The organism is Paraburkholderia strydomiana, assembly GCF_031456815.1.
In the GTDB taxonomy this organism is placed as follows: Bacteria; Pseudomonadota; Gammaproteobacteria; order Burkholderiales; family Burkholderiaceae; genus Paraburkholderia; species Paraburkholderia caledonica.
On record NZ_JAVDVL010000001.1, the window covers coordinates 510,699 to 534,081 of the forward strand.

Annotated in this window: 23 protein-coding genes; 14 read left to right on the forward strand and 9 right to left on the reverse strand. The window is 63.5% G+C overall.

Features of this window, described 5'->3' with window-relative positions; genetic code table 11:
* Nucleotides 1-210: 210 nt before the first annotated feature.
* The 3 genes from J2W46_RS02300 (at nt 211) to J2W46_RS02310 (ending at nt 3,302) form a co-directional block, all read left to right on the forward strand.
* Nucleotides 211-1,023, forward strand: coding sequence for a PadR family transcriptional regulator (locus J2W46_RS02300; protein WP_310350951.1), 813 nt, complete (start codon nt 211-213; stop codon nt 1,021-1,023).
* A gap of 106 nt (nt 1,024-1,129) precedes the next feature.
* Nucleotides 1,130-1,954, forward strand: a complete 825-nt coding sequence (locus J2W46_RS02305; protein WP_310350954.1) for a siderophore-interacting protein — start codon at nt 1,130-1,132, stop codon at nt 1,952-1,954.
* Between the two features lie 85 nt (nt 1,955-2,039).
* Complete coding sequence (locus tag J2W46_RS02310) at nt 2,040-3,302, forward strand: MFS transporter (protein ID WP_310350955.1); 1,263 nt, start codon at nt 2,040-2,042, stop codon at nt 3,300-3,302.
* A gap of 37 nt (nt 3,303-3,339) precedes the next feature.
* Here J2W46_RS02310 and J2W46_RS02315 read toward each other — a convergent pair whose 3' ends face one another.
* The 6 genes from J2W46_RS02315 to J2W46_RS02340 form a co-directional block, all read right to left on the reverse strand.
* On the reverse strand, nt 3,340-4,500 hold the full coding sequence (locus J2W46_RS02315; RefSeq protein WP_310350957.1) for an enoyl-CoA hydratase/isomerase family protein: 1,161 nt from the start codon (nt 4,498-4,500) through the stop codon (nt 3,340-3,342).
* Nucleotides 4,497-5,333, reverse strand: a complete 837-nt coding sequence (locus J2W46_RS02320; protein WP_310350960.1) for an enoyl-CoA hydratase — start codon at nt 5,331-5,333, stop codon at nt 4,497-4,499. The genes J2W46_RS02315 and J2W46_RS02320 overlap by 4 nt, the downstream gene beginning before the upstream one ends.
* Nucleotides 5,330-6,259, reverse strand: coding sequence for a 3-hydroxyisobutyrate dehydrogenase (gene mmsB / locus J2W46_RS02325; RefSeq protein ID WP_310350962.1), 930 nt, complete (start codon nt 6,257-6,259; stop codon nt 5,330-5,332). The genes J2W46_RS02320 and mmsB overlap by 4 nt, the downstream gene beginning before the upstream one ends.
* 28 nt (nt 6,260-6,287) lie before the next feature.
* Nucleotides 6,288-7,796, reverse strand: coding sequence for a CoA-acylating methylmalonate-semialdehyde dehydrogenase (locus J2W46_RS02330; RefSeq protein ID WP_087751106.1), 1,509 nt, complete (start codon nt 7,794-7,796; stop codon nt 6,288-6,290).
* 80 nt (nt 7,797-7,876) lie between these two features.
* On the reverse strand, nt 7,877-9,580 hold the full coding sequence (locus J2W46_RS02335; protein WP_310350968.1) for an AMP-binding protein: 1,704 nt from the start codon (nt 9,578-9,580) through the stop codon (nt 7,877-7,879).
* Between the two features lie 95 nt (nt 9,581-9,675).
* Nucleotides 9,676-10,809: an acyl-CoA dehydrogenase family protein gene (locus J2W46_RS02340; protein WP_288824018.1), complete on the reverse strand. Its 1,134-nt coding sequence runs from the start codon at nt 10,807-10,809 to the stop codon at nt 9,676-9,678.
* Nucleotides 10,810-11,020: 211 nt separating this feature from the next.
* Between J2W46_RS02340 and J2W46_RS02345 the strand changes: the two genes are divergently transcribed.
* From J2W46_RS02345 to J2W46_RS02365, 5 genes are all read left to right on the forward strand, one after another.
* Complete coding sequence (locus tag J2W46_RS02345; protein WP_310350969.1) at nt 11,021-12,058, forward strand: AraC family transcriptional regulator; 1,038 nt, start codon at nt 11,021-11,023, stop codon at nt 12,056-12,058.
* A gap of 81 nt (nt 12,059-12,139) precedes the next feature.
* Nucleotides 12,140-13,855 carry an NfeD family protein gene (locus J2W46_RS02350; protein WP_310350971.1) on the forward strand — a complete coding sequence of 572 codons (1,716 nt, stop codon included), beginning with the start codon at nt 12,140-12,142 and terminating at the stop codon, nt 13,853-13,855.
* Between the two features lie 48 nt (nt 13,856-13,903).
* Entirely contained in the window at nt 13,904-14,677 is a 774-nt protein-coding gene (locus J2W46_RS02355) for a slipin family protein (RefSeq protein WP_020066230.1), read from the forward strand.
* A 120-nt stretch (nt 14,678-14,797) separates the two neighbouring features.
* The gene (locus tag J2W46_RS02360; RefSeq protein WP_310350973.1) at nt 14,798-15,058 is read left to right on the forward strand and encodes a DUF4148 domain-containing protein; all 261 of its coding nucleotides are present in this window, start codon (nt 14,798-14,800) and stop codon (nt 15,056-15,058) included.
* Nucleotides 15,059-15,270: 212 nt separating this feature from the next.
* Nucleotides 15,271-16,572, forward strand: a complete 1,302-nt coding sequence (locus J2W46_RS02365; RefSeq protein WP_020066232.1) for an NCS2 family permease — start codon at nt 15,271-15,273, stop codon at nt 16,570-16,572.
* Between the two features lie 30 nt (nt 16,573-16,602).
* Here J2W46_RS02365 and J2W46_RS02370 read toward each other — a convergent pair whose 3' ends face one another.
* Nucleotides 16,603-16,893, reverse strand: coding sequence for a DUF1488 family protein (locus J2W46_RS02370; protein WP_025597272.1), 291 nt, complete (start codon nt 16,891-16,893; stop codon nt 16,603-16,605).
* A gap of 397 nt (nt 16,894-17,290) precedes the next feature.
* Between J2W46_RS02370 and J2W46_RS02375 the strand changes: the two genes are divergently transcribed.
* Nucleotides 17,291-19,267, forward strand: a complete 1,977-nt coding sequence (locus J2W46_RS02375; protein ID WP_310350976.1) for a sigma-54-dependent Fis family transcriptional regulator — start codon at nt 17,291-17,293, stop codon at nt 19,265-19,267.
* Between the two features lie 244 nt (nt 19,268-19,511).
* A complete protein-coding gene (locus J2W46_RS02380; protein ID WP_088173879.1) occupies nt 19,512-19,823 on the forward strand; it encodes a 2Fe-2S iron-sulfur cluster-binding protein in 312 nt (103 codons plus the stop codon).
* A gap of 49 nt (nt 19,824-19,872) precedes the next feature.
* On the opposite strand, the gene J2W46_RS02385 is transcribed toward J2W46_RS02380, so the two are convergent.
* Together J2W46_RS02385 and J2W46_RS02390 are read right to left on the reverse strand one after the other, a co-directional pair.
* Nucleotides 19,873-20,076, reverse strand: a complete 204-nt coding sequence (locus J2W46_RS02385) for a DUF1653 domain-containing protein (protein ID WP_088173880.1) — start codon at nt 20,074-20,076, stop codon at nt 19,873-19,875.
* 29 nt (nt 20,077-20,105) lie between these two features.
* On the reverse strand, nt 20,106-20,750 hold the full coding sequence (locus J2W46_RS02390; protein ID WP_310350979.1) for a helix-turn-helix transcriptional regulator: 645 nt from the start codon (nt 20,748-20,750) through the stop codon (nt 20,106-20,108).
* Nucleotides 20,751-20,945: 195 nt separating this feature from the next.
* On the opposite strand from J2W46_RS02390, the gene J2W46_RS02395 reads away from it, so the two are divergent.
* The 4 genes from J2W46_RS02395 to J2W46_RS02410 all read left to right on the forward strand — a co-directional run bounded on the left by J2W46_RS02395 (nt 20,946) and on the right by J2W46_RS02410 (nt 23,375).
* The gene (locus tag J2W46_RS02395) at nt 20,946-21,164 is read left to right on the forward strand and encodes a hypothetical protein (RefSeq protein ID WP_020066239.1); all 219 of its coding nucleotides are present in this window, start codon (nt 20,946-20,948) and stop codon (nt 21,162-21,164) included.
* Nucleotides 21,165-21,697: 533 nt separating this feature from the next.
* The gene (locus J2W46_RS02400) at nt 21,698-21,979 is read left to right on the forward strand and encodes a hypothetical protein (protein ID WP_027775843.1); all 282 of its coding nucleotides are present in this window, start codon (nt 21,698-21,700) and stop codon (nt 21,977-21,979) included.
* 163 nt (nt 21,980-22,142) lie between these two features.
* Nucleotides 22,143-22,418, forward strand: coding sequence for a translation initiation factor IF-1 (infA, locus tag J2W46_RS02405; protein ID WP_013343004.1), 276 nt, complete (start codon nt 22,143-22,145; stop codon nt 22,416-22,418).
* 381 nt (nt 22,419-22,799) lie between these two features.
* The gene (locus J2W46_RS02410; RefSeq protein WP_020066242.1) at nt 22,800-23,375 is read left to right on the forward strand and encodes an ANTAR domain-containing response regulator; all 576 of its coding nucleotides are present in this window, start codon (nt 22,800-22,802) and stop codon (nt 23,373-23,375) included.
* Nucleotides 23,376-23,383: the final 8 nt, after the last annotated feature.

Sequence of the window (23,383 nt, forward strand, 5' to 3'; positions counted from 1 at the left end):
TCCGTGGCGCGCTGACGACGACGATTTCTGCATAGAGTCGCGTTTGGGGAAGCGCTGCACACAGAATCTGGGCACTGTTACCAAGCACGGTCGCTGCCTTGCGTTCCCGCAGACTTTGTTATGCGCTCATACCTCCTCTCAAAAACTTGACAACCTATCTTTAGATATATATCTTAAGACACATCTTAAGACACAAATGGAGTGTGCGAGATGCGTCATCACCATCGTTCAGGCCGCCCCCACGGCGGCGACTATCCTTCGGGCGCGGGTTTCGAGCGCCGGTTGCTGCACGCGTGGTGGCATGCGTTCGGCCATCATCGTGAAGCTCACGGCCAGGGTCCCGGCGAACACGCCGATGCGGGCCATCGCTTCTCACCGCATGCGCTCTGGCATGCGATTGGACGCCACCATGACCACCGCGGCGGGCGCGGCCATTTCGGCGGCGGGCCGGGCGGCTTCGGCGGCGAAGGCGACGGATTTCCGCGCGGCCGTAAATTCAGCTCCGACGATCTGCAACTGCTGTTGCTCTCGCTGATCGACGCGCAACCGAGCCACGGCTACGAACTCATCAAGGCGCTGGAAACACGCTCGAACGGCTTCTACAGTCCGAGCCCCGGCATGGTCTATCCGGCGCTCACGTATCTGGAAGAACTCGGCTACGTCACCGTGCAACTCGAAGGCAATCGCAAACGCTATGAACTGGCGCAGGCGGGGCGCGACTATCTCGCGGCCAACCGCGACCGCGTCGAGCTGATGCTCGCGAAGCTCAGCCACATCGCGCGCAAGATGGATTCGGTGCGCCGCGCGTTTGCCGGTGAAGAGCCGGCCGACATCAGCGAAGGCGGTTGGGCGCCCGAGTTGAACGAAGCACGCCGCGCGCTGAAAAATGCGCTGCTGCGTCGTGACAATGCGCCGGCCGACGAACAGCGCCGCATTGCCGCGATCCTGATGCGCGCGGTGAAGGAGATCGAAGGCGAGCGCAATCCGGGCAGCGGTCATAGCGACGACGCATCCACCGCGTGACGTCGCGAACGCCGGCGCCTTACGCCCGGCTCTTCACTGCACGCACGCCGCGCTAACGCGCGGTACGCGGCTCACCGAACCTACCGCTTTGCATCGGACCAGCTCAATGACGACTTCAGAAAACCGACCCGACCTCGCCGTGCATCGCGTGCGGCACCCGCTCAAATTCCGCCTGCTGCAAGTCAGCAAAGTGCAGGCGCTGACACCGCATCTGATCCGCGTGACCTTTACCGGCGAAGACTTGCACGACTTCGTGTCCGCTTCGTTCGACGATCACATCAAGGTGTTCTTCCCCGAACCGGGCGCGGACAAACCCGTGCTGCCGGAAGCCGGTCCCGACGGCCCGGTGTTTCCCGAAGGGCGCCGCCCCACCGCACGCGACTTCACGCCGCGCCGCTTCGATCGCGAGGCTCGCGAACTCGACATCGAATTCGCCATGCACGAAGCCGGCCCGGCAGCCACATGGGCTGCGCAAGCGCAGGTCGGGCAGTACCTCGGCATCGGCGGGCCGCGTGGCTCACTGGTGATCCCTGCCGCTTTCGACTGGCATTTGCTGATCGGCGACGACACCGCGCTGCCCGCAATCGCGCGCCGACTCGAGGAGCTGCCGGCCGGCAAGCGCGTGGCCGCCGTGATCGAAGTGGCCGACCCGTCGGCTCGCATCGAGTTCGAGACTCGGGCCGAGCTGCGTCTGGTGTGGCGTTATCGCAGCGAAGCCGGCTCTCGCGGCGAGGCTTTGCTGCAAGCGGTCCGCGAAACGTATCTGCCCGAAGACGGCGAAGGCTATGTATGGGCTGCGGGCGAATCGGCGACCATCCGCGCGATTCGTCATCATCTGTGCATGGAACGCGGCGTCGACAAAGCGCGTATTCGCGCGGCGAGCTACTGGAAGCAGGGCGCGGCGGCCGTGCATGAAACGATAGACGACTGAGCGCCGTACGAGCATCCGGCTTATGCGATAAGCGGCCAGACGCGTGCAAGCGGCGCGCTTATAACAACAACAAGGAACCTTGCCAATGTATTCAATTGACGCAAAGCACGAGCGCCGTTTGCTCTGGCTGCTCGCGCTGACCCAGTTCACCATCATCATGGACTTCATGGTGATGATGCCGCTCGGTCCACAGATCATGCACGCGTTCGGCATTGCGCCGGCCGGCTTCGCCACCGCGGTGTCGGCGTATTCGTGGTGCTCGGGTCTGTCCGGACTTTTTGCGGCTACCTACATCGACCGCTTCGACAGACGGCGTCTGCTGCTCACCATGTATGCGCTCTTCGCGATGTCGAATCTCGCGTGCGCGCTGGCGAGCAGCTTCGCGTTGCTGCTGGCCGCGCGAGCTTTCGCAGGGATAACGGGGGGCGTGCTGGCATCGGTGATCATGGCGATCGTCGCCGACGTGATTCCCGTGCAACGACGCGGCGCCGCAACCGGCACGATCATGACGGCCTTCTCTCTCGCCGCAATCGCCGGCGTGCCGGCCGGCGTGATGCTAGGCGCGCATTTCAGTTGGGCCGCGCCATTCTTCCTGCTGGTCGGGCTGTCGTTCGCCGTGTGGGTGGCGGGCTGGCAACTGGTGCCGTCGCTGGCCGGACATCTCAGCCGGCGCCAACCGCCGCTCGCCGAAATACTGCCCGATCTGTTGCGGCTTCTCGGCAACCCACGGCATATGTCGGCCTTTGCACTGACCTTCGTAATGATGGTCGCGCATATGCTGGTCATCCCGTTCATTTCGCCCGTGCTCGTTGCCAATCACGGCGTGTCGCCCGAGCAACTGTCGTGGCTATACATGGCCGGTGGAGCAGCAACGTTCTTCACCTCGCGACGGGTCGGCAGGCTCGCAGACCGGTTCGGTGCACGCCGCGTCTTCCGTATCACGGCGCTGCTTGCGTGTCTGCCAGTCCTTTTTGTCACTCATCTGCCGGACCTGCCGTTCTATGCGCTGCTTCTGTTCTTCCCGGTTTTCATGGTGTTGATGTCGGGGCGAATGGTGCCGATGCAGGCCCTCTTGACCACCGTGCCGCAGCCCGATCGACGCGGCGCGTTTCTCAGCGCGAACAGCGCGCTCCAGGCGCTCGGCACAGGATGCGGCGCGTGGATCGGCGGTCTCATGCTCGGCAGTTCGTCCGCCGGGCGGATAGTCGGCTATGGAACCGTCGGATGGGCGTCGGTCGCGGTCGCGCTCAGCGGCGTGCTGTGGGTTTCACGAGTTCGAGGCGCGCGCAGCGACGGCGCCGCACCGGCACCCGCGGTCGTGCACGGTGAGGTCGTCGGCGAAAGCTGAAGCTCACGGTCCCTACCGCACGGCCTCGGCGCGATCATCACACCGGTTCCGCGCCGAGATCCGCCAACGGATGTGCCTCCTGCTTCCACGGCGAACTCAGAAAGTGTCTGACGCGCTCGGGCCGCACTTCTGCGAGCGTGGCAGGCGCCCAGCGTCCTTTGCGATCTTTATCGATCAGCTGCGCGCGCACGCCTTCGCAGAAGTCGCCCTCCTCGATTGCGCGCTTCACGATGCCCAGTTCCATCCGGAAACACTCGGCGAGCGTCATCTGGCGGCCACGCAACAGCGCCTCACGTGTGACGGGAAGCATGGTGGGTGAATGCGCGGCGAGCGCGTCGTAAGTGGACTGCAGCCACTGCCTGACTTCGCGCGGCGGGTCGCGTTCGAGATCGTGCCGCAACGTCGCCATGATTCTGTCGACGCCGGAACGCCGGTCGAAGTGCCGCTGGATCAGTTGCGTGAATGGCGTGATCGCCGCGTGCGGCACGATGTTGCACGGCGGCTCGACGACCCCGCGCAATGCGCTCAGGAGATCGCCCTCGTGCGACATGTGCTGCAATCGCTGTTCGCAAGAAACCAGCCAGTCGGCAGGCACACATTGATCCGCCAGTTGCAGCCGCAACGCATCGGCGCCGGATAAAGTCGCGCCGGTCAGGCCCACGTACAACTCGAGCTCCGCGGGCATCACGCTCAGAAAACGCGTTGCGCCGACGTCCGGCAGGAAGCCGATGCGCGTCTCCGGCATCGCAATCTTGCTGCGCTCGGTGACGACGCGCAAACGCGCCGCCTGTCCGAGGCCCATGCCGCCGCCCATCGCGATACCGTCGAGTATTGCCACCACCGGCTTCGGGAAAGTGTGCAATGCGTAATCGAGCCGGTATTCGTCGACGAAAAACGCGAGCCAGCGGCTGTCGCCGCTTGTGGCGAGCCGGTGCACTTCGCGCACATCGCCGCCCGCACAAAAGCCCTTGTTTCCAGCCCCTTTCAAGGCGATCGCGACAATGCTGTCGTCGTTGCGGCAATGCTCGACGAGCACGGCGAGCTCGCGAATCATCGCGTGCGACAGCGCATTGAGCGCTGCCGGCCGGTTCAGCGTGATGACGGCGACACGGTTGATCACGCGAAACTGGATTTCTCGTTGAGCTTCGCCGCCTGTAACGGACGCGTTCTCGGGCACGACGCTCTGCAAGGCGCTCATCGTTGCGTCTCCCCGCGAGCGTGTGCTGCTTGCGTAGAACTCGTTGTGTGTTCGCCTTGCGCGATCTGCCAGCGCGGCGTGCGTTTTTCGAGGAACGCATTAACGCCCTCGCGCTGATCGGCACCGTCGAACAGATCGACAAAGTGCTCACGTTCCACTGCAAGCGCGGCTGAACGCGGCACGCCATTGCGCGCCTGATGAATCAGCGTCTTGCTGAAGCCGACTGCCTGCGGGCTCAGTGTCGCGACGCGCGCCGCCATGCTCAACGCAGCCTCGCGCGCGGCGCCCTTCTCCACGACTTCTTCAACCAAACCGATGCGCAGCGCGGTCGCCGCATCCACGCGTTCGCCGGTGAGAATCATGCGCTTCGCCCAGCCTTCGCCGACGAGCCACGGCAGCGTTTGCGTTCCGCAACCGCAAGGCAGCAGGCCAACTGCGGTTTCGGGCAGCGCCATCACCGCGTGCTGTTCGGCGATCCGTATGTCGCACGCCAACGCGCATTCCAGCCCGCCGCCCATCGCAAAGCCGTTGATCGCAGCGATCACCACGGGCCGCGCATTCTGCAACGCTTCAAAGGCCGCGCCGAAGCGCACTGCCGCGACGCGCGCCACTTCGCGATTGCCGTCGGCGAAAGCATTCAGATCGGCGCCAGCACTGAAGAACTTCGGACCTTCGCCGGTAATGACTATTGCGCGGACACGAGTCTCGCCGTTCAGGCGCTCCACCGTCTGCTGCAACTGCAACAGACCGTCAGGTGTGAATGCGTTCGCAGGGGGACGCTTCAGCGTGAGTTGCGCGACGGCGCCCTCATGTGCGTAGTCGAGTTCAATCATCGCGCATCTCCATTACCGGTGGCTTTGGCGGTGTTTTCCGCGGTCTCGTGACGATAGAGCTTGATGACTGCGGAAAAGTCCAGACGACCCGCGCCTTTTGCGCTCATCGTTTGATAAAGCTGCTGCGCGAGTGCGCCGAGATAGACCGGTTGACGCGCGAACCTGGCGGCGTCGGTGGCCAGTCCGAGGTCTTTCAGCATCAGATCGGTGCCGAAGCCACCGCTGTAATCCCGCGACGACGGCGCACTATCAATTACGCCCGGCATCGGGTTATACGTGTCGGAACTCCAGCAGCGCCCCGTCGACGTATTGATAATGCCGGCCAGCACTTTCACGTCGATGCCGAGCGCTTCACCCAGCGACATGGCTTCCGCCACGCCGGCCATCGTGATGCCGAGCACGAGGTTGTTGCAGATCTTCGCGATCTGGCCGGTGCCGGTATCGCCGCAATGCACGATGTTCCTGCCCATCGCCGACAACACCGGCTTGACCTTCTCGTACGCACCGGCACTGCCGCCGACCATGAACGTCAACGTGCCCGCAGCCGCACCGCCGGTTCCGCCCGACACGGGCGCATCGACGAACGTGTTGCCCCGTTGCTGCGCGAGTTCGGCAAACGCCTTCACGCTTGCCGGATCGATCGTGCTCGAATCGACGATGGTCACGCCTTGCGGGATGCCGGCCAACACACCGTCGTCCGCGGTCAGTACGCTGCGCACATGCGCTGCCGCAGGCAGCATCGTGATCACGCATTCGACGTCGGCCACCGCCGCTTTTGGCGAAGCGGCAGCGTGAGCGCCCGCGTCGACGAGCGCCTGCACCGCTTGCTCATTCAGGTCGAATACATTGACCGCGTGGCCGGCCTTCAGCAGGTTGTGCGCCATCGGCGCGCCCATGTTACCGAGCCCGATAAAGCCTATTTTCATGATCTCGTCTCCGTTCTCGCGGCGTCGTTCAGCGCAGGCTGATGGTCGTGTTCACGCCGTCGTTGACCGTGTCGTCGTCGAACCAGCGCGCGGTGACGGTCTTGGTCTGCGTGTAGAACTGCACGACCTGCTTGCCATAGGGGCCGAGGTCGCCGAGCTTCGAGCCGCGCGAACCTGTAAAGCTGAAGAACGGCACGGGCACCGGAATCGGAATGTTGATGCCGACCTGGCCCACGTCGATTTCGCTCTGGAACTTGCGCGCCGCCGCGCCGCTCTGCGTGAAGAGGCCGACGCCATTGCCGAACGGATTGCTGTTGACGAGTGCGATCGCGTCGTCGAGCGTCGCCGCGTTCAGCACGAGCAGGACCGGCCCGAAAATCTCCGTGCGATAGATCTCCATCTCCGTGCCGACGTCCGAGAATATCGTCGGGCCAATGAAATTGCCTTGCTCGTAGCCGGGCACCGTCACGTCGCGGCCGTCGAGTGCGAGCGTAGCGCCCTCTTTCACACCGGCTTCGATCAAGCCCAGAATGCGCTCTTTCGCCGTGCGCGAGACAACGGGGCCGATATCGGTGTTCGGCTCGTTACCGGCGTTCACCTTCAGCGTCTTCGCCTTGGCGACTAGGTCCGGCAGCCATTGCTGCGCGGCGCCCACCAGCACCACGACCGAAGTCGCCATGCAGCGCTGTCCGGCCGCGCCAAAGCCCGCACCGGCAAGCGCGTTCAAGGTCTGTTCGCGGTTTGCGTCGGGCAGCACGACGGCGTGATTCTTTGCGCCCATCATCGATTGCACGCGTTTGCCGTGCTCGCTGCCGAGGCGATACACATGTGTGCCGACCGCCGTCGAGCCGACGAACGAGACCGCTTTTACCAGTTCGTGCGTGCAGAGCGCATCGACCACGTCCTTGCCGCCGTGCACCACGTTCAGCACGCCTTTCGGCACGCCCGCCTCCAGCGCGAGTTCGACCAGCTGCATTGTCGACATGGGGTCCTGCTCAGAAGGCTTCAGCACGAACGTATTGCCGCATACGATCGCCATCGGGAACATCCATAGCGGGATCATTGCGGGGAAGTTGAACGGCGTGATGCCGGCGCACACGCCGAGCGGCTGGCGCAGCGTGTAGGTGTCGACTCCACCGGCGACGTTTTCCGCGAATTCGCCTTGCTGCAAGCTACCGATAGAACACGCATGTTCGACCACTTCGAGTCCGCGGAAGATGTCGCCTTCTGCATCGGGAATCGTCTTGCCCTGCTCCGCGCTCAACGTCTTCGCGATACGCGGCATATGTTCGCGGATCAACGCCTGGTACTTGAGCATGATGCGCATGCGCGCGCCGATCGGCGTGTCCTTCCACGTCTTGAACGCGGCATGCGCCGAGCGGATGGCTTCGTCGACTTCACCCGCGGTAGCGAACGGCACGCGCGCCAGCACCTGTTGCGTCGCCGGGTTGACGACGTCGCGCCATTCGGTCGTCCTGGATTCGACGAACTCGCCGTTGATCAGCAGCTTGACGGTATTCGAAGCAATTGCGCTCATGCTGAAACTCCTGTGCGTTGGCCGCGTGACGGCCGGACAGTGACTGAAAACAGAAAATGTTTGATAACGCTTTGCGCGACTCAGCGCAGGTCCGGGAAATCTTCTTCCCAGTACTCGTCCGGCAAGCGCGCCGGTTCCGCCTGACGCTCCATTTCACGGCGCCGCAACTCGACGCGGCGGATCTTTCCGGAGATGGTCTTCGGCAACTCGCTGAATTGCAGGCGGCGAATACGCTTATACGGTGCGAGTTTTTCGCGCGAGAACGCGAATACGGCGCGCGCGAGCTCAGGCCCTGCCTGATAGCCGTGGCGCACCGTGACGAATGCCTTGGGCACCGACAGGCGCAGCGCATCGGCGCTCGGCACAACGGCCGCCTCGCCGATGGCCTCGTGTTCGATCAGCACACTTTCGAGTTCGAACGGGCTGAGCCGGTAATCGGACGATTTGAAGACGTCGTCTGCACGACCGACATACACGTAGTAGCCGTCCTCGCGGCGCAGCGCCACATCTGACGTGCGGTAAAAACCGTTGCGCATGGCTTGCGCGGTCGCTTGCTCGCTGTTCGCATAGCCTGTCATCAGACCGAGGGGCCGCTGCTTGCCATCGGGTCCGATCGGCAACGCGATCTCGCCTTCGGTCACAGGCTCATCGTCGGCATCGAGCAACTCGATTCTGTAGCCCGGCAACGGACGGCCCATCGAACCCGCAACAACCGGCTGCCCCGGCGAATTGCCGATCTGGCAAGTGGTCTCCGTCTGCCCAAAACCGTCGCGAATCGTAATGCCCCAAGCGTGCTTCACGCGCTCGATGATCTCCGGATTCAACGGCTCGCCCGCGCCGACGATTTCGCGCAGCTTCACCGGATAATCGGTGAGGTGCTCCTGCACGAGCATGCGCCACACAGTAGGCGGCGCGCACACCGTCGTGACGTTGAAGCGCACCAGCACATCCAGCGTGTCTTTCGGCACGAAGCGCGCAAAGTTGAAAACGAATACACAGGCCTGCGCATTCCACGGCGCAAAGAAGCAACTCCACGCGTGCTTGGCCCAGCCGGGCGAACTGATATTCCAATGGATGTCGCCCGGTTGCAGGCCGATCCAGTACATCGTCGACAGGTGGCCGACCGGATAACTTTGATGCGTATGCTCCACGAGCTTCGGCTTGGACGTCGTGCCCGACGTGAAGTAAAGCAGCAGCGGATCGGCGGCGCGCGTCACACCGTCAGGCGTGAATTGCGGCGATGCGTCATACGCCGCCGCAAGATCGATCCAGCCGGCGCGCGGTGTGCCCACTGAGAGACGTGTCAACGGCACGTCGAGCGAATCGAATTTGGATAGCTCGGCACTGTCGACCACCACGAAGTTCGCGCCGCCGATCTGCACGCGGTCGCGCACGTCGTCCGCGGAAAGCTGGGTCGTGGCCGGCAGGACAATCGCGCCGAGCTTCATTGCGGCGAGCATGACGTCCCACAGTTCGACGCGATTGGGCAGCATCAGCAGCACGCGGTCGCCGCGTTTTACCCCGACGCTGCGCAGGAAGTTCGCCATGCGCGCGGAGCGCTCCGACATTTGCGCATACGAGAGACGCAGCCCTTCGCTGGCCGGGTCGTCGACGATCCACAGCGCGGTGTTGTCGTTGTCGCGTGCGATGACGTCGAAGTAGTCGAGTGCCCAGTTGAACTGTTCCAACGCGGGCCATGCGAATTCGCGGTAAGCGCGCTCGTAATCGGTTCGATGGCGCAATAACAGGTCACGCGCGTCGAAAAAGGCTTTCGCTGCAGTCATGGTCGTCTCCTGATGGGCGCGGTATGAATCCGCGTTTGCTCGGGTTTAGTTTTATCCGCAAGCTATTTTGCGCTCAAACGCCGTTCGCGCAGCGTTCAAACGTGACGCGCGATCACCATGCGCTGCACTTCGCTGGTGCCTTCATAAATCTGCGTGATGCGAGCGTCGCGGTAGTGGCGCTCCACCGCGTAGTCCTCGAGATAGCCATAGCCGCCGTGAATCTGGATCGCGTTCGAGCAGACCTCTTCTGCGACCTCGGACGCGAACAGTTTCGCCTGCGATGCCTCCGACAAGCACGGCTCGCCCGCCGAGCGCAGGCGCGCCGCGTGATGCACGAGCAGACGCGCGGCGTTCAGGCGCGTGGCCATGTCGGCGAGCATGTTCGCAATGGTCTGGTGGTCTTTCAGCGCCTTGCCGAATTGCATGCGCTCGCTCGCATAGGCTCGCGCGGCGTCGAACGCGGCTCGCGCAATACCCACGGCTTGCGCCGCGATGCCGATGCGCCCGCCTTCGAGATTCGACAGCGCGATGCGCAAGCCCTCGCCCGGTTCGCCGAGCAGATTCGCTTCAGGCACCGCGCAGTCGTCGAGTGAAATCGGACACGTGTCGGAGGCGCGAATGCCGAGCTTGTGTTCCGGCTTGCCGACGTTGAAGCCCGGCGTATCCGTCGGCACGATGAACGCGGACAGGCCACGCTTGCCGCGGTCGGGATCCGTGACCGCGAACACGATCGCGATGTCGGCTCGCGCGCCGTTGGTCACGAACTGCTTGCTGCCGTTGAGTATCCATTTGCCGTCGCAGAGCACCGCACGCGTGCGCAGATTGTTCGCTTCAGAGCCCGCCTGCGGCTCGGTCAGGCAGAACGCGCCTATGCGCCGTCCGGTCGCGAGGTCGTGCAAATAGCGGTCTTTTTGCGCGTCGCTGCCGAAGTTCAGGATCGGCCCGCAGCCGACCGAGTTGTGCACGCTCATCAGCGTCGCGCATGCGGCGCAGCCCGCGGCGATTTCCTCCAGGGCGAGCGCGTAGGCCACGTAGTCGGTGTACGAGCCGCCCCACTGCGACGGCACGATCATGCCGAGAAACCCCAGATCGCCCATTTGCCTGACCACGTCCGCCGGCAGTTGGGCGTCGCGATCCCATTGGGCAGCGTTCGGCGCGAGGCGCTCGGTCGCAAAGTCGCGCGCGGCGTCGCGGATCATGCGTTGTTCTTCGGTGTAGAAGCTGTCCATGGGTCCGAGTCCATTGCTTGCGTTCGAGGCCAAGTGTAGGCAAGCGACTCGCCGGCTTCGATGCTCAGCCCGATCATTGTGTGTGAGCGCGTTTGCCATACTGGTACGATGCAGTACTGTCCGCGCGGCCTCTGTCTCGACCCGTGTCGAATCACCATTGGGAAAACGTTGAGCGCGATTGCCACTCTTCCACGCTTGCGAATAAACGCTGATGAAGACCGATAAAGGCACGATCTCCGTGAGTCTCGTCGAGGAAACACTCGCGCTTGCCAGGGCACGCGGTTTCGACGCGCTCCCGCTCGCTGAGGCTGCGGGCATCGCCGCGCCCATGCTGGCGTCGCCGAAAAGCCGCGTGTCGTCGGCGCAATACGGCGCGCTGTGGGCGGGCATAGCACGCGCGCTCGACGACGAGTTCTTCGGTCAGGACTCGCATCGCATGAAATGCGGCAGCTTCATCGCGATGACGCAGACGGCGCTCACGGCGCGCAACGGCGCGCAGGCGCTGGCGCGAGCGGTTGGCTTCATGCGGCTCGTGCTGGACGACCTGGGCGCGTGCATCGAGACGGACGCCCAGCGCGTGCGGCTGCGCTTCGTCGAACGCAAAGGCGCAAAGCCGCCTGCGATGTTCGCTTACGCGACGTATTTCATCGTCGTCTACGGGCTCCTGTGCTGGCTCGTCGGACGCCGCATACCGTTGATCGAGGCGCGCTTTCGCTGCGCGGAACCTCCCGCTGCGCACGAGTACCGGCTCATGTTCTGCGACGACATGGCATTCGGGCAACCGGAGTCGTACGTGGATCTCTCACCCGTATTCGCCGAGCTGCCCGTGATCCAGACGGCGAAGTCGGCCAAGCCGTTCCTGCGGGACGCGCCAGCAAGCTTCATCGTCAAATACCGTAATCCCGGCTCGTTCGCCGCGCGCGTTCGCAAGACGCTGCGCGCGCTGCCCATGATGAACTGGCCCGCGGCTGACGAGATGGCCGCGCGCCTGCACGTCGCCGAGGCGACGATGCGGCGGCGGCTGAAACAGGAAGGTCATACCTATCAGTCGATCAAGGACGACCTGCGGCGCGACATTGCAATCGGCGAACTGCAGCAATCCGGGCGGACGATCGCGGACATCGCCGCGTCGGTAGGCTTCGCCGAGCCGAGCGCATTTCATCGCGCATTCCGCAAATGGACAGGCATGCGGCCCACCGACTACCGGCCGGTGCGTGCGGACTTCACGCGGCGCCTAGAATCGGACTAAGCTGTAAGCAGCAGGCCAGTCTTACTGGAGTGTCGGCCCGCGCCGGTCGATACCCGTCGACGGCGCGCGGCGCCCTTAGCGATGAGCACGTATCCGCGTCGCCCGTTCCGGCAATCCGGCGCGCATCGGCCGTTTATCCACGGCGGTGTTGTGCGCCGGCTCATGCGCGGCATGACCGCGCGCGGGATGCTTTTGACGTTCGTAATCGGGGTCGCGCTTGCGTGGGTGTCCGGCTTCCTGTTCGCGTCGCGCGAATACTCGTTGGCGCTCGCGGCCCAGGCGGCGCCGGTCACTACACAGGCCGCCACCGGGCATATGCCCAATAGCGTCGTCGTGATTCCGGTGAGCGGCGCGATCGGTCCGGCAAGCGCCGACTTCATTGTGCGCAGCCTGCAGCGCGCCGCCGACGACCACGCCCAGCTCGCGGTGCTGCAACTGGATACGCCGGGCGGGCTCGATACGTCCATGCGGCAGATCATCAAGGCAATACTCGGCTCGCCGGTTCCGGTCGCGACATTCATCGCCCCGAGCGGCGCGCGGGCGGCGAGCGCGGGCACCTACATCGTCTATGCGAGCCACATTGCGGCGATGGCGCCGGGCACCAATCTCGGCGCGGCGACGCCGATCCAGATGGGCATCGGCGGCGCGGAGCCGCCAGGCCGCGACAAACCGGGACTGCCCGGCTTGCCCGGCACGGACGACCGGCAGCCGAAGGCGCCGGCCGGTCCAGCGGGCGCAGCTTCCGGCACTGCATCCGCCGGCGCTTCGGGCAACGCTTCGCGCGGCGCGGCAAGTGACGCCGCTATCGGCGCCGCAAGCGCGCTCCCGCTCGACACTCAATCGACAGAACTGCGCAAGCAGGTCCACGACGCCGCTGCCTACATCCGCGGCCTCGCGCAAATGCGCGGGCGCAACGCCGATTGGGCCGAACGTGCGGTGCGCGAAGCGGTGAGCCTGAGCGCAAGCGACGCGCTCGCGCAACATGTCGTGGATCTGAACGCGCGCGACGTGCCGGATCTGCTGCGCCAGCTCAATGGCCGCACGGTCACGACGACCACCGGCAACGTCAAGCTCGCGACAGCCCAGGCCCCCGTCGTGATGCTCGAAGCCGACTGGCGCAGCCATTTTCTGGCGGTGATCACCGATCCGAACGTCGCGCTGATGCTGCTGATGCTGGGCATGTACGGCCTCTTCTTCGAGTTTGCCAATCCTGGCTTCGTGCTGCCGGGCGTGGTCGGCGCAATCAGCTTGCTGATCGGTCTGTTTGCCATGCAGATGCTGCCGGTCAGCTACGTCGGCCTCGGTTTGATCTTTCTCGGCATTGCGTTTCTGATCGGCGAGGCGTTCCTGCCGACGTTCGGTTCGCTTGGCTTCGGCGGGATCGTCGCGTTCGTGATCGGCGCGTTGATGTTGATGGACACCGATGTGCCCGGTTACGGCATCCCGTTGCCGATGATCGCCGCCGTCGTCGTATTCAGCGTGCTGTTCGTGCTCGGCGTGTCGAGGCTCGCGCTGCGCGCGCGGCGCAGGCCGGTCGTGACCGGTTCGGAAGGGTTGATCGGCAGCGTGGGCGTGGTGCTCGAAGGCGGTCTGCCTGTTGGCACCACCGCGGCCAATGGCATGGCCGCCGGCTGGGCGCAGGTCAAGGGCGAGCGCTGGCAGGTGTCGAGCGCGGTTCCCGTCGCGGCGGGCCAGGCGGTGCGAGTAACCGCGCGCAATGGGCTGACGCTAACGGTTGTGCCCGTGGCGCCCGTTGAGGGAATGGTGGAGCAAAGGGTGCGCGTGGGATCGGAGTAAGCGCTGAAGCGCTAACTCTGGTCCATCGCTCTGCATGGGAGACAGTTCATGATTGGGTTCACTTTTGGTTTCTCCAGCATTCTGATCCTGATGGCGGCCGCGCTCATCGCTTCGTCAATCAGGATCTTTCGCGAGTACGAGCGCGGCGTCGTGTTCATGCTCGGGCGCTTCTGGAAGGTCAAGGGGCCGGGGCTCGTGCTTATCATTCCGGTCGTGCAGCAGGCTGTGCGCATGGATCTGCGCACCGTCGTATTCGACGTGCCGCCGCAGGATGTCATCACGCGCGACAACGTCTCGGTGAAGGTCAACGCCGTCGTGTACTTTCGCGTCGTCGATCCGGAAAAAGCCGTGATTCAGGTGGCGCGCTATTTCGAGGCGACCAGCCAGCTATCGCAAACCACGCTGCGCGCAGTGCTCGGCAAACACGAACTCGATGAACTCCTCGCGGACCGCGAGCAACTGAACGCCGACATCCAGAAAGTGCTCGACGCGCAGACCGATGCGTGGGGCATCAAGGTCGCGATCGTCGAAATCAAACATGTCGATATCAACGAAACCATGATCCGCGCGATTGCCCGTCAGGCCGAAGCGGAGCGCGAACGGCGCGCCAAGGTGATTCACGCGGAAGGTGAATTGCAGGCGTCGCAGCAACTGCTGCAAGCGGCGCAGACGCTCGCGCGCGAGCCGCAGGCGATGCAGTTGCGCTATCTGCAAACCCTCACGACGATTGCCGCCGACAAGAACTCGACCATCGTTTTCCCGTTACCGGTCGATCTGCTGAATGCGGTGGTCGAGCGTCTCACCAGACCGCCGCCGCCTTGATCCCGCACCCTGCTTTCGCTCACCGGACGAAACGGTGCATTGTCTCCCAACGCCTTACTCCGGATACCTGCGAAATCTAAAATGTTTGAATCGTCTATCACCGCTCCTAGGGAGCCTGTCATGAAAGTGTTCTTTCGATTTGTACTCGGCGCGCTATTGGCCGCCGCCAGCATGAACGCCGCGTTTGCGCAGTCGTCAACTCGCCCCTACGATCCCTCCGCGCCGAAAACGCGCGCCGAGGTCAAGGCCGATCTGGGCGAGTGGCTCGCCGCCGGGTACGACCCGCTCGACTGGATCGATTACCCGTACAACGCGCAGCGCGCCGCGAGCATCGTCGCCGAACGGCGCTCGCAGCAGCCGGCGCCGAGCGTCACGCAATAAGCGCCTTGCTGCCGAACGGCAGGCTGCGCTGCCCGCACCCGCGATTGCAACGGTCGCGAGCGGCGGGTGGCTCGAACGCGGCCTGCCGTTCTTCGCTTGAATCCGGCTTCGGCCATCTCGGCCATCTCGGCGCGACATCGTAAATTCGCTTGCGGCTCCGGCGGGGGCGCTGGCAAGGTATCATCTCGCCCCTACGACGAGAGACCCGCCATATGGATTCCATAAAACGCTACTTTGGCCTCGACGCGGCCGGCACAAACCTGCGCACGGAAGTGCTGGCCGGCCTGACGACTTTTCTGACCATGGCTTACATCATCTTCGTCAACCCGGCAATTCTGGGCGACGCAGGGATGCCGAAAGACGCCGTGTTCGTTGCGACCTGTCTGGTCGCGGCGCTGGCCTCGCTGATCATGGGCCTTTATGCGAACTACCCGATAGCGCTCGCGCCCGGCATGGGTCTGAATGCGTACTTCGCGTACACCGTGGTCAAGGGCATGGGTTTCACGTGGCAAGCCGCGCTCGGCGCAGTGTTCATTTCCGGTTGCCTGTTCCTCGTGGTCACGCTGTTTCGCGTGCGCGAAGTGATCGTCACCGGGATTCCGCACTCCATACGCATTGCCATTACCGGCGGCATCGGCCTCTTTCTCGCGATCATTTCGCTGAAGACGGCCGGCGTAGTGGTCGGCAATCCGGCCACGCTCGTCACGCTCGGCGATCTGCATAACCCGCATGTGGTGCTCGCGGTCATCGGCTTCTTTGCCATCGTCACGCTCGACTACCTACGCGTGCGCGGCGCAATTCTGATCGGCATTGTCGGCGTGACGGTGCTGAGCTTTTTCTTCGGCGGCAACCAGTTTCACGGCATCGTCTCAGCGCCGCCGTCAATTTCGCCGACACTGTTTCAGCTCGACATTCGCGGCGCATTGTCTACGGGCGTGCTGAACGTGATTCTGGTGTTCTTCCTCGTCGAATTGTTCGATGCAACCGGCACGTTGATGGGCGTGGCCAATCGCGCGGGCTTGCTGGTGGAAGGCAAGATGCACCGCCTGAACCGCGCGCTGCTCGCTGACAGCACTGCCATTCTGGCCGGCTCGATGCTGGGCACATCGTCCACCACTGCTTACATCGAGAGCGCGTCGGGCGTCCAGGCAGGCGGGCGCACCGGCATCACCGCGATTACCGTGGCCGTGCTGTTCCTCGCCGCGCTGTTTTTCGCGCCGCTCGCGGGCGTGGTGCCCGGTTACGCGACGGCGCCGGCGCTGCTCTACGTGTCGTGCCTGATGCTGCGGGAAATGGTTGACCTGCCGTGGGACGACGCAACCGAAGTCGTACCGGCCGCGCTCACCGCATTGCTGATGCCGTTCACCTACTCCATCGCCAATGGCGTGGCGTTCGGTTTCATCTCGTATGCGGGGCTGAAGCTGCTCACGGGCCGCGCGCGTCAGGTGAAGCTGGTGGTGTGGATCATCGCCGCGATTTTTCTGTTCCGCTACTTCTATCTAGGCAGCGAGTAAGTTCACACCGGGCCCGGCGTGCCGCTCTCCTCAGGCACGCCAGTTCGCTTCATAAAAGCGCACATAGCCGCTTCGCAGCACGACGCACTGCGCGCTCGTTTCCGACAGGAGGCGCCGCGTGGCTGCTTCGATTCGCTCACGATGCGTGTCGAATGCGCCCACCATGTCTTCGAGACGCGGTGAGGCGGCGCCAAAATGATCTTCCAGCGCTTCCGCGGTGATCATGCACTCGACCCTCTGCCCATCGACCAGCGCCGGAAACGCCAGGGTGAGTTCGCGACCTGAATATTCAGGACTTTCGTTCGGGAAAAGTATCTGCATGGGAGTCACCTGGAAGTTGGGCACTGCGCATGATTCGCATGGGTAATGCGCACGCCGGTTGCAGCTGGTCGCGCCTTCAGCTTCTTCCTCCTTGTCTAATGCTGGCGACGCGGGCTCGTCATCCGTTGCATGCGGACGCAGTTCGCGCCCCGCGAGGATGATTTGATTCACTTTAGACGAGTTCGCGCGCGGCGCAAGTTTTCCTTTTTGTTTGCCTGATCGCGGTGCGGCGCGCGCACAGATTGTGCACGGTGCGTCGTGCCGCCGCGGTATTTTCCCTGCCGCGCACAAGCGTTGACGTCCTGTACTATCGGTGTTGGGCCGCAAGCGTGCATGCTGCGCTGCGGCATCGAAAGGCGGGCAATGTACCCGCCTATCCGATTACCGGAGACATGCCTTGACCCATCGCACTGCAACGCCGCCCACCGTGGGTCGGCCCGACGTCATCGCGCAAGCTCACGCGCGCTCGGTCGAACTCGGGCTGCGCGCATCGGAAACGCCGGATTTTCATCCGCTGAACCGGCCTGCACTGCGCGAACTGGTGGATCGCAATCAGTCGCTTTATACGCACGCATTGCCGGTCATGGAAACGCTGCACGCGCAGATCGTCGACACGCAAAGCATGGTGCTGCTGACCGACAGCCGCGGCGTGATCCTGCACAGTCTCGGGGACAGCGACTTCGTCGAGAAGGCGAACCGTGTCGCGCTCTGTCCGGGTGTGTCGTGGGCGGAGGCCGATCGGGGCACGAATGCTATCGGCACTGCGCTCGTCGACGCGCAACCGACCGTCGTTCATGCAGATGAACACTTTCTGCACGCTAACCGTATTCTCACCTGTTCATGCGCGCCGATTGCCGATCCGTTCGGGCACACCATCGGCGCACTCGACGTCAGCGGCGACACACGCGGCTTTCACAAACACACGCTCGCGCTCGTGCGCATGTCCGCGCAGATGATCGAAAATCATCTGTTCTCCAATCAATTCGCCGATGCGGTCCGCGTGCACTTCCACGCGCGCGCTGAATTCATCGGTACGCTCTTTGAGGGACTTGCCGCGTTCGGCGCGGACGGTACATTTCTCTCGGCAAACAGGAGCGCGTTGTTCCAGTTCGGCCAGCCGCTCGCCGCTTTGCAGAGACAACCGTTCCACGCACTGTTCGGCGTCCCATTCGCCCACGTGCTGCAGCAGATCGCGCGGGCGCCCGGCGAGAACACCGTGCTCACGTTGCCGAGCGGAGTGCGGGTCGTCGCGCGCGGCGAATATTCCGCGCAGCGTTATGTGACGCAATCAATCGGCGAGACGGAAGGGTCGCGCGGCGTTGCGTCGAAAAGTGCGCGTGGTGTGCCGCATACCGCCGATCCGGCGCCGCTCGCTACGCTTGAAACGCTCGACACCGGCGACGCGAAAGTGGCCGCGATTCTGGCGCGCGTGGCCAAGGTTCGCGGCCGCGATATTCCCATTTTGATTCTCGGCAAAACGGGCACCGGCAAGGAGTGGCTCGCGCGCGCGATCCATCACGATTCGCCGCGGCGCGCGGCGCCGTTCGTCGCGTTGAATTGCGCATCGCTGCCCGATACGTTGATCGAAGCGGAGTTGTTCGGCTATGAGGACGGCGCGTTCACCGGCGCTAAAAAGCGGGGCAGCGTCGGCAAGATCGTGCAAGCCGACGGCGGGACGCTGTTTCTCGATGAAATCGGCGATATGCCACTCGCCCAGCAAGTACGGCTGATGCGCGTGCTGCAGGAACGCACGGTGCTGCCGCTCGGCGGTACTCGCGCGATTCCGGTGGATCTGCGGATCGTGTGCGCGACGCACCGCAATCTGCGCGCAATGATCGCAGAAGGCACCTTCCGCGAAGATCTGTACTACCGGATCAATGGACTCGTAGTGACCTTGCCCGCACTGCGCGAGCGCACGGATCTCGCCGCGCTGGTCGAGCGGATGCTCGAACTCCAGCCCCAGGCCGACGGCTTGCCGCGCCGCGTTTCTGCGGCGGTTCTCGAGCGCTTCATGCAATGCCGCTGGCCCGGCAATCTGCGGCAACTGGCCAATGTACTGCGCACCGCAAGCATCATGGCCGAGGGCACGGATCAGATCGAACTCGACGATCTGCCCGAAGACTTTCTGCACGATTGCGACGACGCGGCGGCCGACGAGAACGCGCCGTCAACCCTCGAAGCCGTTGATGATGCGACAGGCGATGCAGGCAGAGCGCACACGCCTCAGCCTTCGCGAATGGACGACTGGCAGGCAGCGCTAATCGCGCAGACGCTGGCGCGCCTCGACGGCAACGTGTCGGCCGCGGCACGAGAACTGGGGCTCGCGCGCAATACGGTGTACCGGTATTTGCGGCGCGGTGGGGCGGCACATTAGGTGTTGTTGGTGCGGGGTTGTTGGTGCGGGGTTGTTGCTTAGTGCACGCGCTGCGACCGTGTCACCGCGAGCCGCCAGCCGCATGCTGCTAGTCGAGTGCTGCTCGTCGAGTGTTCGCCTCATAAGCTTCGCACTGCGGTCGGCAACCGCGTGGCGGCCGGTTCACGGCGCCGCCCGCCTATTGGCCCCGCGCGTTCTCCATCCGCCGTGTAAAGTGTGACGCGTCCAGCAACACATTCACACGATGTCCGATCAAAACCGCCCGCCTCTCGTTCGCGTGGAGCCGCTCGGCTGCAGCTTCGAAGCACCCGATACACTGACGATTCTCGAAGCCGCCGGCTTTGCGAACCTGCGTCTGCCCCGCTCGTGCCGCAACGGTACCTGCCGAACATGTCTGTGCAAAATGACGGCTGGACGCGTGCGCTATACGATCGAATGGCCCGGACTCAGCCGTGAGGAAAAACAGGAAGGCTACATCTTGCCGTGCGTTGCGATCGCCGAAACGGACGTAGTGATTGAAGTACCGGAAGCGACAGAAGTCCCGCCATCACGCTAAACAGCGCGGCGAAAGTTCCCCCATGCGGGTGCGTCCGGTGTGCGCGCGTTCACTCTATCGCCGCGAAGCGCGGCACCTTCGCGCCCTCATGCTCCACGAGTTCGAAGAACACCGACGCCGGGCGCGTCCAGATCGTGCCATTGGCCGCTCTGTAGACGATCATCGTGATAGCCGGATCCGACTCCAGCGTCGCCTCGCATATCAGTTCGTAAATACCGCCTTTGTAATGCCGGTAACGTGTGGTCTGCACCATTCAATTGTCCTTGTGAGAAAGCGCCAGATTCAGCCGCCCTCTTTCATCTGCTTCAGAATTTTATAGACGGTCGCGCGCCCCATCGTCAGCACGGCGGCGACGTAATTCGCCGAACTGCGTCCGCGAAACGCGCCCTGCGCATGCAGCGCCTCGACGATTTCACGCTTATGCTCGCGCGTGAGCGCGTTGATGCCGATTTGCCGCTCGCGCAGCCACGTATGCAGGTAAGTGTTGATCCGGTCCTGCCAGTCGTCGCGAAAGAGGTCTTCGGCAGGTGCATCGGTCAGATTGCCACCGCGGATAAACAGATCGAGCGTGGAGCGCACGTCCTCGAACACGGCAATATTGAAGTTGATGCACAGCATGCCGGCGGGCTTGCCGTTGTCGTCGAACAGAATGTTGCTGACGCAACGCATGCGCCGGCCGTCCCAATTGAGCTTCTCGTACGGGCCGATGGTGCGGCCGCGCGCCGCGTAGTGCACTTCGTCCAGCACCGAGGGGCCGCCTACTTCCAGCTTCGACAGATTGTTCACGAGGTAGGCGATGGTCTGATCCCGTAAGTCGTGAATCACAACCTCCGCGCACGGGTAGAAAAGCGCAGCGATGCCGTCGGCGATGGGAGCGTAACGCTCGAGCAGCAGGTCTTTCACAGGAGACGCGGTTGTCTGGCGCATTGAAAATGGCAGCGTTCGAGGGCGCTGTGTTGAAGGCGAATGATCGAAAATCGGGCAGTTCCAGCGATGTGCGGCCCGCCCGGCAACTCGCCATTGTAGCCACCCGCATGGCCGGCGGAGCGCGGCGAATTTTGTCCTCGTGGCAAGCGCTATTTTTTCGTGCGATAAAAGGCGATCTACTTCACGGAGCAGCAGATGGCAACGCTCGAAGCATTTCGCGCCGTGCTCGACGACAAGAGAACGCCGGAAATCATTCGCAACCACATCATCGATTCGCTGCAATACGCGCTGCGTAATCACGGACAGATTTTTACGTCGAAGGAAGTCGAATGGCTCGCCGCGTGGGACGACGCGCGCATTCCGCTCGCGGCCTCCCGCGAATTACAGAAGCGCATCGCCGAAACGTCCGGCTAACCGGCTTTTCTGGGCTTTCCTAGGCTTTCCCGGTCTTTTCCGCTCTTTCGGGCTTTCTGGCGTCCCGCCGGAAGCCCTTCGGGCGGGCGGTCTGTTCGTGCGGGGAACTTTTTGCTATCCAATTAGCCCTATTTAGTGCATCATATTGGAATAGTCGTATTCCGCATTTGCAGCACTGGCAGTCTCAACCCGGCATTTTTTCGCGGCATCTCCGCAACACCCCCGACTGTTCGGCCGCCGCCCGCCGGCGATCCCGTCACTCCGGCAATGCGCCGCCTGCATTAGCCGTCGCGAGTTGTGCAGCTGTGTTGTTCAACGGGTTTCCGCTTCCCACCCGCTGTCCGCGCGACATCAGCGTGTTTTTTCTCCATCGACTCCGCGACTTTGCGCGGCGCGCTCAAGCCCTTCCCATTGGGCCTGTGCCAACCTTTTTCCATGGCGGCGCGCCTCAGGGTGCTGCGCTGCCCGGCCAGTCGTGCCGCGCGTAACACGCGTGACACACCGGCCACGTAATCCAGGATACTTATATGCTTATGAACTCAGCAGTCAAGACGTACAAGGGTTATGAGATTCACCCGCTCGTCTATCCGCGCCGTCCGACAGACGGTCAGACGAGCCGCAATCCGGACGCAGGCTACGACGCGTCGGTGCGCATCTGCCGTGTCGGCGCCAATGCGGCGGCCGAGGGCCGTGTGTTCCGCCTGCAGTATCTGTTTCCGTTCGACGGCACGGGCAAGGCGCGCATTGCGTGCATGGCTCACGCCGAACAACTGATCGACGGCCGCGTGGACGGCCAGTCGGTCGCCGATCTTTGAGCGGCACGAGCCGCGGCAACACGCGCGGCACTAGTATCTGCGCATAAATCGGCGCATAAGCCGGTGCCGCAAGCGGCGGGCTCGAACCCGCTGGCAACCGTATCAGATGAAGCGCCGCCGCAAGGCGTCGCGCACCCCTTATCCCATCGACCAGGAGTTATGCATGGCGAAAGAAGAACTGCTTGAACTTGACGGTATCGTCGACGAAGTACTTCCGGACAGTCGTTACCGCGTGACGCTCGACAACGGCGTCGTAGTTGGCGCTTACGCGTCCGGACGCATGCGCAAGAACCATATTCGTATTCTCGCGGGCGACCGCGTGACGCTGGAACTGTCGGTCTACGACCTGACCAAAGGACGGATCAACTTCCGTCACAAAGACGAGCGCGCAGGCGGTGGCGGCGCTGCCCGTAGCAACTCGCAATTCCGTCGCCGTTAAGGCGAACGGCACGCGGCCCCATTCGGGCTAGCTGGCGTGCCCCTGCAGCAACGTTGTTCGCGAAGCCTTTCGCGCGCCTTCTCCGGTTCGGCTCGAGTCGAATCTGAGCGGCGCGCAGCGGCGGCGCTTTATCTCAGCAGTTCGTCGCGACGATCGTTGCGATGTCAATCGCGCTTCTTGCGCTCTCGCCGTTTGCCTGTACCCCCATGCTCGCTTCTTTTCGCGCCGCTTCGGTGCATGGCTCTTGCACGCCCATTTGTGGTGCATGACTCAGTCATCAAGCTTGCGTTGAATCCCCGAGACGCCGCGCGTACAAAGGCTTCGCGGTTAATGGCATAGACGTTGCTTGAATGATGGTCAGTCGTCGATTGCCACTACTCCATGCTGCGTGTTCTCCTCGTCACCGATACCGACAAGCCGATAGGCGACCTGCGTGACGCGCTCGCCCGCCTCGGCTACGAGATGCTCGCCAGCACCGCGACGCCGCACGCGTTGCATAGCGTAGTTCAGAGCGAACGGCCGGACGTCATCATCATCGATACGGACTCGCCTTCGCGCGATACGCTCGAACAGCTCGCGGTGATGAACGCGACCGCTCCGCGCCCGGTCCTGATGTTCAGTCACGACGCCAACCAGCAGTTGATCCGCGACGCCGTGGGCGCGGGCGTGACCGCCTATCTCGTCGAAGGGCTGGCAACCGAACGGCTTGCGCCGATTCTCGAAGTCGCGCTTGCGCGGTTCGCGCAGGAATCGCAGCTGCGCGAACGCCTCGCGCAAGTCGAAAACGAACTTGCGGAGCGCAAGCTGATCGACCGCGCCAAACGCCTGCTGATGGATCAGCAGAAAATCACCGAGCACGCCGCCTACGCCACGCTGCGCAAACGCGCGATGAATCAGGGCGTCAAGCTCGCCGAGGTCGCGCGCGCGGTCGTCGCGTCGGCTGAATCGCTCAAGTGAAGCACGTC

Bases quoted from the DNA above. Each gene is read 5' to 3' on its own strand.
- J2W46_RS02320 (WP_310350960.1), bottom strand. From the start codon at position 5,333: ATGATTGAACTCGACTACGCACATGAGGGCGCCGTCGCGCAACTCACG.
- J2W46_RS02335 (WP_310350968.1), bottom strand. From the start codon at position 9,580: ATGACTGCAGCGAAAGCCTTTTTCGACGCGCGTGACCTGTTATTGCGC.
- J2W46_RS02360 (WP_310350973.1), top strand. From the start codon at position 14,798: ATGAAAGTGTTCTTTCGATTTGTACTCGGCGCGCTATTGGCCGCCGCC.
- J2W46_RS02340 (WP_288824018.1), bottom strand. From the start codon at position 10,809: ATGGACAGCTTCTACACCGAAGAACAACGCATGATCCGCGACGCCGCG.
- J2W46_RS02315 (WP_310350957.1), bottom strand. From the start codon at position 4,500: ATGAGCGCCTTGCAGAGCGTCGTGCCCGAGAACGCGTCCGTTACAGGC.
- J2W46_RS02395 (WP_020066239.1), top strand. From the start codon at position 20,946: ATGGCAACGCTCGAAGCATTTCGCGCCGTGCTCGACGACAAGAGAACG.
- J2W46_RS02380 (WP_088173879.1), top strand. From the start codon at position 19,512: ATGTCCGATCAAAACCGCCCGCCTCTCGTTCGCGTGGAGCCGCTCGGC.
- J2W46_RS02330 (WP_087751106.1), bottom strand. From the start codon at position 7,796: ATGAGCGCAATTGCTTCGAATACCGTCAAGCTGCTGATCAACGGCGAG.
- J2W46_RS02355 (WP_020066230.1), top strand. From the start codon at position 13,904: ATGATTGGGTTCACTTTTGGTTTCTCCAGCATTCTGATCCTGATGGCG.
- J2W46_RS02400 (WP_027775843.1), top strand. From the start codon at position 21,698: ATGAACTCAGCAGTCAAGACGTACAAGGGTTATGAGATTCACCCGCTC.
- J2W46_RS02300 (WP_310350951.1), top strand. From the start codon at position 211: ATGCGTCATCACCATCGTTCAGGCCGCCCCCACGGCGGCGACTATCCT.
- J2W46_RS02310 (WP_310350955.1), top strand. From the start codon at position 2,040: ATGTATTCAATTGACGCAAAGCACGAGCGCCGTTTGCTCTGGCTGCTC.
- J2W46_RS02390 (WP_310350979.1), bottom strand. From the start codon at position 20,750: ATGCGCCAGACAACCGCGTCTCCTGTGAAAGACCTGCTGCTCGAGCGT.
- infA (WP_013343004.1), top strand. From the start codon at position 22,143: ATGGCGAAAGAAGAACTGCTTGAACTTGACGGTATCGTCGACGAAGTA.
- J2W46_RS02305 (WP_310350954.1), top strand. From the start codon at position 1,130: ATGACGACTTCAGAAAACCGACCCGACCTCGCCGTGCATCGCGTGCGG.
- J2W46_RS02365 (WP_020066232.1), top strand. From the start codon at position 15,271: ATGGATTCCATAAAACGCTACTTTGGCCTCGACGCGGCCGGCACAAAC.
- J2W46_RS02385 (WP_088173880.1), bottom strand. From the start codon at position 20,076: ATGGTGCAGACCACACGTTACCGGCATTACAAAGGCGGTATTTACGAA.
- J2W46_RS02370 (WP_025597272.1), bottom strand. From the start codon at position 16,893: ATGCAGATACTTTTCCCGAACGAAAGTCCTGAATATTCAGGTCGCGAA.
- mmsB (WP_310350962.1), bottom strand. From the start codon at position 6,259: ATGAAAATAGGCTTTATCGGGCTCGGTAACATGGGCGCGCCGATGGCG.
- J2W46_RS02345 (WP_310350969.1), top strand. From the start codon at position 11,021: ATGAAGACCGATAAAGGCACGATCTCCGTGAGTCTCGTCGAGGAAACA.
- J2W46_RS02350 (WP_310350971.1), top strand. From the start codon at position 12,140: ATGAGCACGTATCCGCGTCGCCCGTTCCGGCAATCCGGCGCGCATCGG.
- J2W46_RS02410 (WP_020066242.1), top strand. From the start codon at position 22,800: ATGCTGCGTGTTCTCCTCGTCACCGATACCGACAAGCCGATAGGCGAC.